General features: G+C 56.2%; 13 protein-coding genes. 11 read left to right on the top strand and 2 right to left on the bottom strand.

The genetic code is table 11. The features are described 5' to 3' along the window. Window positions 1–111: 111 nt before the first annotated feature. From CVU69_03655 to CVU69_03695, 9 genes are all read left to right on the top strand, one after another. Window positions 112–2,958 carry a type III restriction endonuclease subunit R gene (locus CVU69_03655; protein ID PKN13103.1) on the top strand — a complete coding sequence of 949 codons (2,847 nt, stop codon included), beginning with the start codon at window positions 112–114 and terminating at the stop codon, window positions 2,956–2,958. 83 nt (window positions 2,959–3,041) lie between these two features. Further along, window positions 3,042–3,620, top strand: a complete 579-nt coding sequence (locus tag CVU69_03660; GenBank protein ID PKN13104.1) for a transposase — start codon at window positions 3,042–3,044, stop codon at window positions 3,618–3,620. Between the two features lie 135 nt (window positions 3,621–3,755). Then, window positions 3,756–5,447 carry a hypothetical protein gene (locus CVU69_03665; GenBank protein ID PKN13105.1) on the top strand — a complete coding sequence of 564 codons (1,692 nt, stop codon included), beginning with the start codon at window positions 3,756–3,758 and terminating at the stop codon, window positions 5,445–5,447. Between the two features lie 131 nt (window positions 5,448–5,578). Further along, window positions 5,579–6,574, top strand: coding sequence for a cytochrome C biogenesis protein CycH (locus tag CVU69_03670; GenBank protein PKN13106.1), 996 nt, complete (start codon window positions 5,579–5,581; stop codon window positions 6,572–6,574). Between the two features lie 2 nt (window positions 6,575–6,576). After that, window positions 6,577–8,064, top strand: coding sequence for a DNA methyltransferase (locus CVU69_03675; protein PKN13107.1), 1,488 nt, complete (start codon window positions 6,577–6,579; stop codon window positions 8,062–8,064). 181 nt (window positions 8,065–8,245) lie between these two features. Next, window positions 8,246–8,659, top strand: coding sequence for a DUF393 domain-containing protein (locus CVU69_03680; protein ID PKN13108.1), 414 nt, complete (start codon window positions 8,246–8,248; stop codon window positions 8,657–8,659). 128 nt (window positions 8,660–8,787) lie between these two features. Then, on the top strand, window positions 8,788–9,147 hold the full coding sequence (locus tag CVU69_03685; protein PKN13109.1) for an MmcQ-like protein: 360 nt from the start codon (window positions 8,788–8,790) through the stop codon (window positions 9,145–9,147). A 106-nt stretch (window positions 9,148–9,253) separates the two neighbouring features. Beyond that, window positions 9,254–10,033, top strand: coding sequence for a hypothetical protein (locus CVU69_03690; protein ID PKN13110.1), 780 nt, complete (start codon window positions 9,254–9,256; stop codon window positions 10,031–10,033). A 544-nt stretch (window positions 10,034–10,577) separates the two neighbouring features. Further along, complete coding sequence (locus CVU69_03695) at window positions 10,578–10,874, top strand: hypothetical protein (GenBank protein ID PKN13111.1); 297 nt, start codon at window positions 10,578–10,580, stop codon at window positions 10,872–10,874. Window positions 10,875–10,891: 17 nt separating this feature from the next. On the opposite strand, the gene CVU69_03700 is transcribed toward CVU69_03695, so the two are convergent. Next, window positions 10,892–11,647: a hypothetical protein gene (locus tag CVU69_03700; protein PKN13112.1), complete on the bottom strand. Its 756-nt coding sequence runs from the start codon at window positions 11,645–11,647 to the stop codon at window positions 10,892–10,894. After that, window positions 11,644–13,221, bottom strand: a complete 1,578-nt coding sequence (locus CVU69_03705) for a kinase (GenBank protein ID PKN13113.1) — start codon at window positions 13,219–13,221, stop codon at window positions 11,644–11,646. The genes CVU69_03700 and CVU69_03705 overlap by 4 nt, the downstream gene beginning before the upstream one ends. On the opposite strand from CVU69_03705, the gene CVU69_03710 reads away from it, so the two are divergent. Together CVU69_03710 and CVU69_03715 are read left to right on the top strand one after the other, a co-directional pair. Further along, complete coding sequence (locus CVU69_03710) at window positions 13,180–13,623, top strand: hypothetical protein (protein PKN13114.1); 444 nt, start codon at window positions 13,180–13,182, stop codon at window positions 13,621–13,623. The two genes, CVU69_03705 and CVU69_03710, sit on opposite strands and share 42 nt — an antisense overlap. A gap of 4 nt (window positions 13,624–13,627) precedes the next feature. Next, the gene (locus tag CVU69_03715) at window positions 13,628–13,942 is read left to right on the top strand and encodes a hypothetical protein (protein ID PKN13115.1); all 315 of its coding nucleotides are present in this window, start codon (window positions 13,628–13,630) and stop codon (window positions 13,940–13,942) included. The last annotated feature ends 315 nt before the right edge of the window (window positions 13,943–14,257 follow it).

Genomic DNA, 14,257 nt, shown 5'->3' on the forward strand with positions numbered 1-14,257 from the left:
TTTCAGTGACTATGCAGATCTATGAGATTAAGCTGGTCAGGATGAAAATGATTTAGTATATTTTGCTTTTACAATTCGAATGTTTTTATCATCTACCCATGGGAGGGCACCTTGACCCCGGCACCGGAAGCTGAAGCGCGCATTCAGATCGATACCCTCCTGACCGCCGCCGGCTGGTCGGTGCAGGATGCCAGTGCCGCGCACATCCATGCGGCGCGGGGGGTGGCGATCCGCGAGTTCCCGCTCCCCGGCTTCGGTTTCGCCGACTACCTCCTCTACATCGACGGCAAGGCCGCCGGAGTGATCGAGGCGAAGAAGGTCGGCAGCACCCTGACCGGCGTCGAAGTTCAATCCGCCAAGTACACGCAAGGCCTCCCTTCCGGTCTGCCGCGCTGGCACAATCCACTCCCTTTCTGCTACGAATCAACGGGTGTTGAAACCCGCTTCACCAACGGCCTCGATCCCGAGCCGCGCTCCCGCAACGTCTTTGCCTTCCATCGCCCTGAGAATCTCGCCAAGTGGCTCGATGCTTCCCTGATCTCCGACGGCCTTCCTGCCGATTTTGGCGGCGCTTCAATGGCAGCCGAGCCTCCGCAGACCTTCCTCGCCCGCCTGCAGTCGATGCCGGAGCTGAAAACTGACGGCCTTTGGCCGGCGCAGATCGTCGCCATCCGCAGCCTCGAAGGCTCCCTCAAGCAGAACAAGCCGCGCGCCCTGATCCAGATGGCGACCGGCAGCGGCAAGACCTTCACCGCTATCAGCTTCATCTACCGGCTGATCAAATTCGCCGGGGCGCGCCGGGTCCTCTTTCTCGTCGATCGCGGCAACCTCGGCCAGCAGACATTGAAGGAGTTCCAGCAGTACGTCTCCCCCTACAACAACTTTAAGTTCAGCGAAGAGTACATTGTCCAGAATCTCTCCAGTAACCACATGGATCGCACGGCGCGGGTCTGCATCTGCACCATCCAGCGCCTCTACTCGATGCTCAAAGGGCGGGAGCTGCCGGAGGAATTGGACGAGGAGTCGGCCGCCGAACTCGGCAGCCTCTTCAAGGACCCGGAGCCGATTGCCTACAATCCCGATTTCCCCATCGAGGATTTCGATATCATCGTCACCGACGAGTGCCACCGCTCGATCTACAACCTCTGGCGCCAGGTCCTCGAATACTTCGACGCCTATCTCATCGGCCTCACCGCCACCCCGAGCAAGCAGACCTTCGGTTTCTTTCATAAAAATCTGGTCATGGAGTACGGCCACCCGCAGGCGGTCGCCGACGGGGTCAACGTCAACTACGATGTCTACCGCATCCGCACGCAGATCGGCGAGACCGGCGGCAAGGTCGAGGCCGGCTACTATGTCGACAAGCGCGACCGCGAGACCCGCGCCGTGCGCTGGGAGCAGCTTGACGACGACTTCGCGTACGACGCCACCCAGCTCGACCGCGACGTGGTCAGCGTCGACCAGATCCGCACCGTGGTCCGCGCCTTTCGCGACAAGCTCTTTACTGAGATCTTCCCCGGCCGCACCTGGGTGCCGAAGACGCTGATCTTCGCCAAGGACGATTCCCACGCCGAGGATATCGTCAAGATCGTCCGCGAAGAGTTCGGCAAGGGGAACGACTTCGCCCAGAAGATCACCTACCGCACCAGTGGCGAGAAGCCGAAAGACCTCATCGCCGCCTTTCGCACCAGCCCGATGCCACGCATCGCCGTTACCGTCGACATGATCGCCACCGGCACCGACATCAAGGCGGTGGAGTGCGTCTTCTTCATGCGCATGGTCAAGTCGCGCGCCTACTTCGAGCAGATGAAGGGGCGCGGGGTGCGCATCATCAACGACAACGACCTGCAGGCGGTCACCCCCGACGCCAAGGGGAAGGATCACTTTGTCATCGTCGATGCCGTCGGCGTCTGCGAGCAGGACCAGACCGATTCTCTCCCCCTGGAGCGCAAGAAGAGTGTCGGTTTCGAAAAACTGCTGCAGGCGGTCGCCTTCGGCAACTGCGAGATCGACGTCATCTCCTCGGTGGCGGCGCGGCTAGCGCGGTTGGAGAAGAAGCTGACCCCGCAGGAGCAGAAGCAGGTGATGGCGCTGACCGACGGCAAGAGCCTGAAGGCGCTCACCGGGGATCTCGTCGCCGCCCTGGAGCCGGATGCGCACATCGCCGCCGCGCAACAGGCCTCCGGCCAGCAGGAACCGGACGCCAAACAGATTCGCCAGGCCGCGGCGCAGATTCTCGGTGCGGCGGCGCGCCCCTTGTGCAACCCGGATTTGCGTGAGCTGCTCTTTGCTATCAAGCAGAAGAACGAGCAGATCATCGACACCGTCAGCCTCGATACGGTCCTCTTCTCCGGTTTCACCGAGGAGAAGGCCAAGGGGGTGGTTGAGTCCTTCGAGCAGTTTATCCTTGAGAACAAGGATGAGATCACCGCACTGCAGGTGCTCTACTCCAAGCCGTATAAACAGCGCTTGAAGTTCGAGGATGTGCGCGAGCTGGCTGAGAAGCTGGTCGCCCAGGTCGAGCAGCTGCGTATCTACTCGACCCATCCGCAAGGGTGGGAGAAGCGGGTGCCGGACGAGCTGTGGGCAGCGTATCAGAAGCTGGAGGCGGGCAAGGTGCGCGGGGCAGCGGCCAATCACATCTTGACCGATCTGGTCTCGCTGGTGCGCTTTGCCATGCATCAGGAGAACGAGCTGGTGCCCTTTCCCGAGAAGGTGCAGGTCAACTTCCGCGCCTGGGTCGAGCAGCAGCAGGTCAGCGGGCGGCGCTTTACCTCCGAACAGCGCAAGTGGCTGGAGATGATTCGCGATCATATTGCGGCGAATCTGCAGATCGAGACGGAGGATTTCGATTATGCGCCCTTTGCGCAGGAGGGTGGGATTGGCAGGGTTTGGCAGCTGTTTGGGGATGATTTGAACGTGATTCTTGATGAATTGAACGAAACATTGGCCGCGTAACGTAGGGGCACGGCGTGCCGTGCCCGATTGCAATTGTCGGTTGATTCAGGGCACGGCACGCCGTGCCCCTACGGAGGGGGAACATGACGTTTAATCCGAATTTTCATCGCCGGCGTTCCATCCGCCTTAATGATTACGATTACACCCGCGCCGGCGCGTATTTCGTGACGATTTGTGCGTTCGAACGGGAATGTCTGTTTGGCGAGGTCGTGGACGGGGTGATGCGGTTGAACGTACATGGGAAAATCGCTCAGGAAGAATGGTTGTTGACCGCCGAATTGCGGGATTACGTGGTGTTGGACGAATACATCGTGATGCCGAATCATTTTCATGCGGTATTGATGATCGATGATTGTAGGGGCACGGCGTGCCGTGCCCTTGATGATGACGTCGCGGTGGAACAGGGCACGGCACGCCGTGCCCTTACGGTGGAATTTTTCGGTCAACCCGTCGCCGGTTCGTTGGCGACCATGATCCGGTCATTCAAATCCGCCGTTAGCAAACGCATCAATATTCTGCACAACAATCCCGGCGCGCCGGTCTGGCAGCGTAATTATTACGAACGGGTCATCCGCAACGAACGTGAATTGGACGGTATCCGGCAATACATTGCCGATAATCCGGCCAAATGGATCGAAGACGAAAACCACCCGACACGATAAAAACCATCATTGTAGGGGCACGGCGTGCCGTGCCCGGTTTTTCCGGGTTGATTGATCGGTATTATCAGGGCACAAAATCTGGGCACGGCACGCCGTGCCCATACGAAATCGTTGGTGGAATGAGGCGTTGAAGGCGTGAGCGAAGAAGAAAAAATAGTTTTTGAACCAGACATTCCAAAGGTGCCAACTGGCTGGGACGTAGCGTCTTTCTTGGAAGTGGTGTCGGTCGCGTCTGACGCAGGTAGGCGGTTAAAGCAGCGCGATTATCTGGAACAGGGCAAAATCCCCGTTATTGACCAAGGCCAGGATTTCATTGGTGGCTATACCAACGATGATGACTTGGCGTTTGTCGGGGAACTACCTGTTGTTCTTTTTGGTGACCATACACGTGCAATTAAATTTGTAGATAAACGTTTTGCGGTAGGTGCCGAAGGCATCAAAATACTAAAATCGGCAAATTGCTACGACTCAAAATTTTTCTATTATCTTCTGACATCTCTACAAATCCCAAGCCGTGGATACAGCAGACATTTTCAGTTTTTGAGGAAATTTAGTCTGCCAATTGCGCCTATGGCGCAACAAACCCGCATCGTCGCGGAGATCGAAAAACAATTCTCTCGCCTCGACGAAGCTGTTTCCAACCTCAAGCGCGTCAAGGCCAACCTCAAGCGCTACAAAGCCGCCGTCCTCAAGGCCGCCGTCGAAGGCAAGATCACCGAAGAATGGCGTAAGCAACATCCTGATGTTGAACCTGCCGACAAACTGCTGGAGCGGATTCTGTCCGAGAGGCGCAAGGTGGTGGGGAAGTTCAAAGAATCCGTTGAGCTGGATACGATCAATCTTTCGGAATTGCCGACAGGGTGGGTGTGGGCGAGATATGGGCAAGTAGGACGTCTGAATCTCGGTAGACAGCGTGCCCCCAAGTACCACACGGGCGCGAACATGCGAAAATATCTAAGGGTTCAAAATGTATTCGAGGATCGGATTGATCTCAGCGACGTGATGGAAATGGATTTTCCTCCGGACGATTTTGAAAAGTACGAGCTTAAAACTGGCGACTTACTTCTCAATGAAGGACAAAGCCCTGAGTTGTTAGGACGTCCAGCGATTTATCGCGGAGAGTTGCCAGGTGCTTGTTTTACAAATACATTAATTCGATTCAGGGCCGTTGAAGGTGTTAGTGTTGAGTTCGCACTTATTGTTAGTCGCCATAATATGCGTGCTGGAAGATTTGTCGATGAAGGTACGATTACAACGAATATTGCACATTTAAGTCTTGGTAGGCTTTCGACCGTTGAGTTCCCTCTTCCGCCATATACAGAACAACTTCGAATCGTTGCCGAAGTAGAACGATGCCTCACAATCGTTGCTAATGCCGAAGCCCAGGTCGACGCCAACCTCCGCCGCGCCGACCGCCTGCGCCAATCGATCCTCAAACAAGCCTTCTCCGGCCAACTTGTTCACCAGGATCCCAACGACGAACCGGCCAGCGTGCTGCTGGAGCGGATACGGACGAATGCAAATGTAGGGGCACGGCATGCCGTGCCCTTGTCTCAATCCGAACGTTCAAAGCGGGCACGGCACGCCGTGCCCCTGCGAGAAACCGCACCGGCACCTGCAGTCAGCGACAATTTCACCTGCCTCGACGACATCACCGCCGCTCTTTTCGCCGCCATGCACTCCGGCCGCGATTATGCCCGCCCCGACTTGGCCGATCCTCTGGGTCTCTCCACCGGCCAGTGGAATGCGGCGATTCAGGAACTGAAGCGGCAAGGGAAGGTGCGGCAGACGGGGGAGAAGCGCGGTGCGCGGTATCAAGTCGTGTAAGATCGGAATGCATCTGTTATCCGGAATTTCCGTATAACTTTCTCTGTTGTTGCATTTTTTGCACGAACTGGAACTACCGATAAATTCACGGTAGTTCAGTAATGACGTAACAGTCAAAGGAACGTTGTAATATGGACTCCGAGAAAGGCGATATCGTCATTTATCAGGCAGAAACCGGCGCAACAGCGCTCGAGGTTCATCTTGATCACGATACTGTTTGGCTGACTCAAAAGCAATTGGCCGATCTTTTTGACGTCAAGGTCCCCGCGATTTCCAAGCATGTGCGTAACATTGTCGTTTCCGGAGAACTTGCTGCCGAGGCAACTGTTTCCAAAATGGAAAGAGTTCGTCGCGAAGGCGAGCGCTCGGTGAGCAGAACCGAAGTTGCGTACAATCTGGACATGATCATTTCGATCGGTTATCGGGTGAATTCTGACAAAGCGACCCGGTTTCGCATCTGGGCAACCCAGGTTCTTAAAGATCATCTGGTCAAGGGCTACACCATCCATGAGCAGCGACTGCACGATGAAACCGCCAAACTCCACGATCTGCGCCAGACTGTCGATCTCCTCGCCCGTACCCTGATGACGCAGGAGCTGGTCACCGAGACCGGCAAGGATGTGCTGCGGGTGATCAACGATTACGCCTACGCCCTCGCCACCCTCGACCGTTACGATCACGGCACCCTGAGTATCGAGGGGACGACCGGCCAGACGCTGCGCGTCATCGACTACGCAGAGGGAATCTCTCTGGTCAAGGCGATGAAGGGGGAGTTCGACGGGCTCTTTGGCATCGAGAAGGATCAGGGATTCAAGAGTGCCCTCGGCACCATCTACCAGACCTTCGACGGTAAAGAACTTTACCCCAGCGTCGAGGAGAAGGGGGCCAACCTCCTTTACTTCGTCGTCAAGAACCACGCTTTCAGCGACGGCAACAAGCGCATCGCCGCTGCCCTCTTTATCTACTTTCTCGCCGGCAACGCCATCCTCTATCGACCTGACGGCTCCAAGCGCCTCGCCGACAATGCCCTGGTGGCGCTGACGCTCCTCATCGCCGAGAGCCGTCCCGACGAGAAAGAGACCATCGTTAAAGTCATTGTCAATCTCATCAACCGGAGCAACGATTAAACATGACCCCCGCCGCAATTGTCAGCAAACTTTGGAACTTCTGCAACGTCCTGCGCGACGACGGCATGAGCTACGGCGACTACGTCGAACAGCTCACCTATCTCCTCTTCCTCAAGATGGCCGATGAGCGCACCAAAGCGCCCTACAACCATCCCAGCACCGTCCCGCTGAAATGGGCCTGGCCGACGCTGGTGAAGAAGGACGGCGATGAGCTCTTCGACCACTACCGCCACACCCTGGAAAACCTCGGCAACGAGAAGGGCCTGCTCGGGCTGATCTTCAATAAGTCGCAGAACAAGTTTCAGGACCCGGCCAAGCTACGCCGTCTGATCGTCGATCTCATCGACAAGGAGAACTGGTCGGTGATGAGCGCCGATGTCAAGGGGGACGCCTACGAAGGGCTGCTGGAGAAGAATGCCCAGGACACCAAGAGCGGTGCCGGGCAGTACTTTACCCCACGGCCGCTGATCCAGGCGATCGTCGACGTCATTGCCCCGAAGCCGGGGGAGACAATCTGCGACCCGGCCTGCGGCACTGGCGGCTTTCTCCTTGCCGCCCACGATGCCATCGTTGCCGGTCATCCGCACATGACCAAGGACGAGCTCAAGAATCTCAAAGAAGGGACCTTTAAGGGTTGGGAGCTGGTGCAGAGCACGGCGCGCCTGTGCGCCATGAACCTGATGCTGCACGGCATCGGCGGACTCGATACCGACCTGCCGCTGCTGGTATCCGATTCGCTCGCCGCCGATCCGGGGACGAGGTTCGACATCATCCTCACCAATCCCCCCTTCGGCAAGAAGAGCAGCACCACCATCGTCGCCGAAGACGGCAAGATCAACCGCGAGACCGAGACCATCGAGCGCGACGACTTCTGGGCCACCACCTCGAACAAGCAGCTCAACTTCATGCAGCACGTAAAGACTTTGCTCAAGCAGCACGGCCGCGCCGCCGTGGTCGTCCCCGACAACGTGCTCTTCGAAGGCGGGGCAGGAGAGACCATCCGCCGCAAGCTGCTGCATGAGTGCGACGTCCACACCCTGCTGCGCCTGCCGACTGGCCTCTTCTATGCCCAAGGAGTAAAGGCGAACGTCCTCTTCTTCACCCGCAAACCGGCCAGCGAGACGCCGTGGACGCGCAAGCTGTGGATCTACGACCTGCGCACCAACCAGCATTACACCCTCAAGACCAATCCGCTGCAGCGCAAAGACCTCGACGAGTTCGTCCAGCTCTGCACCGCGCCGACTCGCACCGCCACCTGGAGCGCCGAGACCCCCGACGGCCGCTGGCGCTGTTACGACTACGCCGATCTCGTCGTCCGCGATAAAGCCAGTCTCGATCTCTTCTGGCTCAAGGACGATTCGCTGGAAGATTCGGACAACCTGCCGGCACCGGGCATCCTGGCGCTGGAGATCGTTGAGGATCTCCAGGCGGCGCTGGAGCAGTTCCGGCTGATTGCCGAAGATTTGGGGGAAGAGGTGGAGGAGGTCTGAATGTTTGAGATGCAGTACAACGAAGAGATGGAGCAGGAGGTTCTGAGGCTTGAAGCCCTCAAACGGGCGAACGATGCCGGTCACCCGGAATGGTTGAATGCTTGTGCTGTCTGTCACTGTCAGTTAATCGGCATCAACAGCAACCGTTGCGAACAGTGTCGCTAAGGGAGTACTGACGTCCATGCCGAAATCGCCGCAATTCCCGATCAGGATCTTCTATGATGGGTCATGCTCTGTCTGCGCCAGGGAGATCCGTCATTATTTGCAGCGGCAGCATGGCGGTAAACTCCTGGGCGTGGATATTAGCGCTCACGATTTCGACCCAGAGCCTTATCGCATCCCCCTGGATGTTTTTATGTATGAGCTGCACGTTATTGACCAGAAGGGGGAGACATATAAAGGAGTCGAGGCCTTCTGGGCTATCTGGCAGGCGTTTCCAGCTCGCACAGTCTATGGTTTGATGGGGACGATCATCACCCTGCCGGTCGTGAACCCTATTGCACGTCTTGTGTATAAGGGCTTCGCGGCAATCCGTCCCTTTTTGCCGAAAAGACACAACTGTGACAGCGGAACCTGCAAGATCGGTAAACATTGAGAAAAGAGGGACACAAAAGGGGAAAGACTTTCTTTGGAACTGGCTTGGAAAAGTAGCCTGCCCCCTTTAACGTCCCCGATCTTGCCATCCAAATCGTCGTGACAATCGGCCACTACAGGAGATCCTCCATGGATTTCAACACCCTCCGCACGTACCTGCTGAGCAAGCCGGGCGCCGTCGAAGACTTCCCCTTTGACACTGTCACCCTGGTGGTCAAGGTCGGTGGCAAGATGTTCGCCTTGGTCGGGATCGATGAAGAGCCGCTGCGCCTCAACCTCAAAGCGCTGCCGGAACAGGCCGAAGTGCTGCGCGAACTATATCCGGCCGTTATTCCCGGCTACCATATGAACAAGCGTCACTGGAATACCGTCATCCTCGATGGCTCCCTGCCGGACGAGGAGGTGCAGGGGATGATAGACGAATCGTACCGGCTGGTGGTGCAAGGGCTTCCGCGGGCGCGCCGTCCGGCTGTTCCTGGTTCTCGATAGGGGTAATTGCCGAGTTTCCCGGTTTGAAGTATTAGGAACATATTGAATCAGGATAACGTGTGACGACCGCAGGGAGATCGTGCCGTTTTCATTGAAGGGAAAGATGATGTATTGTCAGCGACTGAAGTCCACCGCTCTGTTCCTCTCTGCTTTTTTTGCCCTTGTCACGATGACTCTTTCCGGCTGTAATCCCGCTGTCCCTGCAAGATTGTCCGCTGAGACCGGCAGATCGCCGCTCATTACCGCCATGCTCGACGCCTATGGCGGCAGCAAGGCGCTGTCAGAAGTGCGCACGGTCGTGGCGCGGGGCCGGATCAATGATGACCTGCGCCAGGTGTCCGGCGGCTACGCCCGCATTATGCAGCGTCCCGGCTCTTTGCGGATCGAGATCCGTCCGGAACAGGGGGGAGAGATTCGGGTTCTTGCTGGCGACCAAGGCTGGCAGGGGGCCGGTGACCGTTTCTATCCGGCCAAGCCGATCTCCCTCAGTTCGATGCGCTACCAGTACAGTTATCTGGATGTTCCGATGTGTCTGGCCGATCTGAGTTGCACGGCGCAGGAGGGGGGAATAAAGGAGTTGGAGGGGCGCCTCTATGATCTTCTCTTGATCACGGCCGCCGGTGCTCCACAACTGCGGGTTTATGTCGACCGAGACAGCCATTTGATCCATCGGGTGGCGGCCGAGTTTTCGATGGGGACAATGGGGTCGACCGAACTGGCTACTGAATATGCCGACTTCCGCGCGGCCAACGGCGTCCTCTTCCCCAGGCTCCTGACCAACTTTGCCGGTGGGAGTAAGATTTCCCTTCTGACCATTGAAACGTTGGAGGTCAATGGGCCGTTAGCGGCGGAGGTTTTTATTTTTCCTGCACTCCTTGCTCGATAGGAGTATCCACAGTCCATCCGCAGCATTGACGATGACAGGCCTGCGCTTGCCACTGTGAACAAGTCGGTTATACTTTCGGTCAGCGGTCGTCAAAGGGGCGGCTGATTGACAGGTTGGCAAGACAGCTTTATACGGAGAGGTATTCGAGTCAAGACGTTTGATGAGCCACTGTCCCCCTTCCGGTCTCGCCGTTGTCATGTATTCCCACCGACTGGCTGGGAACTTAGTCGATAAATCATTAAAAAATTTTCTTTATCGTAAAATCAAAGGGTTATCAAATATTTTAAGGCGTAATTTAAATTATTAAAAAAACATTGAAAAACATACAGTTATCTTCTGTGTAATAAATAGGCAAAATCCTATTCCCTCCATTTATCCGGACTTGTCACCCCTTAGTTGTATCTTTTCCCGCAATGTTATCCACAGGGGATGTGGATAGAGTGCTAGAAATTGTGCTGGTCAGGATGTAACTGATTTTGTATATTGCTCCCCTGCGCCCGGCCTGAATTTATTGCCGCCGTTTATTTCGATGAAGGGAAACAGGATGAAACACAATCAGCGATTGCAACGCGCCATTATTGAAGTTGTCGAAAATCAAATTGAAGCCAATGACCCGCCGGAAATCAAGCAAACTTTAGCTCGTCTGGTTTCGGAAGGGTTTTCAATCCAAGCCGGGAAAGAGCTGATCGGTAATGTTGTTGTTGTCGAAGTTTTCGAGGTGCTCAAGGAGGGCAGACCTTTTGATCTTGATAGATATGTCGCCGCCCTCAACCGGCTTCCGGAACTGCCGCCGCTGCCAACAGCTGAATTGCCTACTGCACCTGTCACCTCGTCAAATTAAGGGTCAATGCCCCCTGGTTAGATGTTTAAAGGAGGATTGAGCTCCTGTTTGTCATTTAAGATGTTGAGCAGGAGGGGATGGAAGAAGGCGCTGGATTGCACTTTCTGCGTCCAGGTCTTCGCCATTCCATTGTTGATCTGGGCTGCAAGGTTGGTGGTGTAGGCAAGATAAACGAGCAAGGGGAAGTTGCCGCTGATCGCCCCTCCGGGGAGCAGGGTTTCCATCTGTTTGAGCACCCGTGTTTCGGCGTGCTGTGCGGCATTTTGTGTGCTTGCAACATAGTGCACGGGATAGGCCACCACCGAACGCTCCAGAGATTCCAGATAAAGACGCTTCTCGAGCGGATCGAGGGTCGAAAAATCGACACAGCACCATTCAGCCGGTTTGGTGGAGAGGAGGGCACGACAGGCAAGGGGGCGCTGCGCATAGATACTGCAACAACCGCTGCCGTCAAGAAAAGGGCAGGGGCCGATAGCCGAGCGCTGCTTGCGCAGGACACTGAGAAAGTCGCCGGCACCGGACAGGCTCTCCCGCTGTCGCAAAACATATTCCTGCAGCTTGTACGCTTGCATCGCATCGAGTTCCTCGGCAACGAGTAGCGCTTCCACCAGGGTCGACTGCACAAAGAGAGTGCAACAGTTCGAGCATTGCGCCGCACAGAAAATACGTCTTCCCTTTGTAGTGTACTCTTTCTGCCATTCCGCTATGAGCCCGTCGAGATCAGCCGCCTCGTTTTTTACCGTTTCCTTTAAGTTTTCCCACTGTTCTTTCAACGTAAGACTCCAATAATATTATTTTTTTCTAGAAGATTAAGCAAAATCACCTGGATGTTGTCGTGGCACTCCCTGCCGGTATCGATGGTGATGGCATTCTCTTTGGCCGTGGGACGAACGAAGCTGCTCAGCTGCTGCTGCAAAATTTCCGGTCGGCCGTCCGAGGAATCAGTCCCCTCCTCCCAGCGTTGTGTCAGGCGTTGGCGGGTCAGTTCTTCGTCACAATGAAGATAAAGCAGGACAAAAGGAAGACCGGCGGCGGATGCGAGTTGACGGAAGCGCTGGCGTTCTTCTTGATCGCCAAAGGCGGCATCGACAATCACGCTCTGTCCGGTGGCAATTTCGCTGCCAGCTAGTTTAAGCAACTGCTCATAGGTCTGGCGCGAACGGACCGGAGCATACAGTCCCTCACCAAAGGCCGCGGGGTGATGCTGGCGGGGATCGAGTCCGAACAACTCCTTGCGGACGATGTCAGAGCGCAGATGCGTCCCTCTGACCGCCAGGGACAAGGCACGACTGAGCGTGGTCTTGCCGACCCCCATCGTGCCGCAGGTAATGAAGAGGGTGGGAGGAACCAGATAACCGAGGGCGAGGTCAAAGTATTCTTTGGCGCGTTGTCTTGCCGCCATCTGCTCTTTTTCCGGCAGTTCCGGATCATCGACGAGGAAGCTGTTTACCTTGCCGCGCACAAAAGCCCGATAGATTTCGTAAAAACGCAGCAGGGCCGGGTCGATCTCCTCACCCAGAAGGGAGCTCCAGGTCTGTTCGATGATCCTGGCGAGATCCTGCCTCCCCCGTTTGTCGAGATCCATCAGCAAAAAGGCAAGGTCGGCAAGGATATCACCGACACGAAAGCGGCGGTTGAATTCGATGCAATCGTAGATGCAGATCGGATAGGTGAGGCAGATATGGTCGGCGTGCAGATCGCCATGCCCGTCGCGTACCCGGCCGGCGGCTTCCCGCTCCTGCATCTGGCGTCGCAGATTATCGATGGCCAGATGCATGCGCTCCCGGAGCAGGTCGAGAGCCTCCGATCGAATCGTCACACCGGCGTACTGTTCAGTCTGGTTAAAGTTCTCTTCCCAGTTGCGTTGCACCACCGTTGCCACATCCTCAGCATCTCCCCGACAGATCTGACAGTCCTGATGCATCTGCGCCAGAGAAGTGCCGAGCCGCACCACTTCCTCCGGCAGACTCGGATCGTTGCGTTCGACGAGGCGGTCGAGCATCCGCTCTTCCGGGAGGCGGCTCATGACCACGGCGTATTCGATAATCTCCCCCTCCTGGCCGTCGATCAAGAGCTCGCCGTTATGGAGGCGGATCGGCACGACGCCAAGGTAGGTATCCGGCGCAAAACGGCGATTGAGCAGGATTTCCTGTTGACAAAAATGGTGGCGCCGCTCAAGGGTGCTAAAGTCGAGAAAGCCGAGATTGACCGGTTTTTTGATCTTGTAGACCTTTTGATCGGTCAGATAAACACAGGAAGCATGGGTTTCGCGAAGTTCGATCGTGCCGGGCGGGGAGGGGTAGACATGCGGATCAAGCAGGCGCTGATGCAGTTCTTCCGGGGTCATGGCTACCTTCTGGAGTCAGATTTGATGCAATCGTTCCAGTTTAGCACGGCTTTATTCTCTGTAAAGGTCTTTTGTGCTGACTTCATTTCACTGTTAGTGAGTTGGCTACGTGACAGGGGCGGCTCCCTGTGGCTGCCCGCTTTGTCCTTCCGATTTCAACCGAACAAGTTCCGGGGGTTGCGCCCCCAACGACGCCCTACTTCTTTTCCTTGCCGGAAAGAAGTAGGCAAGAAAAGGCACCCCAATCGTCTGGCCCTCTACGCGGGTTCCCTGCGTCCGGCAGACGTTTGGCGGGCGGACAAAAACTCGCTGCGCTCAGACATTTGTCCGCCGTTATCGCCAAACGTCCACCGCGCTCCGGCGGCGGCGAAAGGGGGGAAGACCAATCCCGAAATCCTATAGATTATTGATAGGGGCGGCCCTTGTGGCCGCCCGTTTTGGTCTTAAGCTCACCTCCTTGCTTAAGGAGGACCCAAACAACGGGACTAAGGGGCCGGGGGTGGTAGGTTTCGCCGTCTACTGGGGATCTCGGCTGACAGCCTCAATCACCGGCCACAAGCCAGCATCCCGCCGGGATGCGACAGCAGAACCCGGAGGGTTCACAGCAATTAGCCGGTGGTCGAGCGAAGCGATACCACCGGGTCACGTGGACGCCGCCGCGCCGATAACATTGGTCACCGGGCGCGATGGTTTTTCCAATGTTGACGCAATGTTGCATTGACATGTCGGGTGTCGGCAGTGTAAATAGTCAGGACATTTTTCATGCGCCTGGTTTAAGGCGGTTAAAGTGAGGGATTTGAGATGGGTAGAGGGATAATGGATCGATAATGCCGCCTGGTCAGCAATGTGCTGATGGATGGCATTTTTTTTGAGCGATGATTTGGGGATTTCCGTTTGTCAAGTTTGACCCCTTAGACTCATTTCAGCAGGACCCGGTCGCAACCTTCTGGAGTCGTGGCTCAGATATTGTGAAGTAATATAGTCAGGTTGGCGTAGTATGTTTGGTCGGGAATACTCTGGAGTCGGAAGGTAAGAG

The sequence above is a fragment of the Deltaproteobacteria bacterium HGW-Deltaproteobacteria-4 genome (assembly GCA_002841765.1).
Classification (GTDB): domain Bacteria; phylum Desulfobacterota; class Desulfuromonadia; order Desulfuromonadales; family UBA2197; genus UBA2197.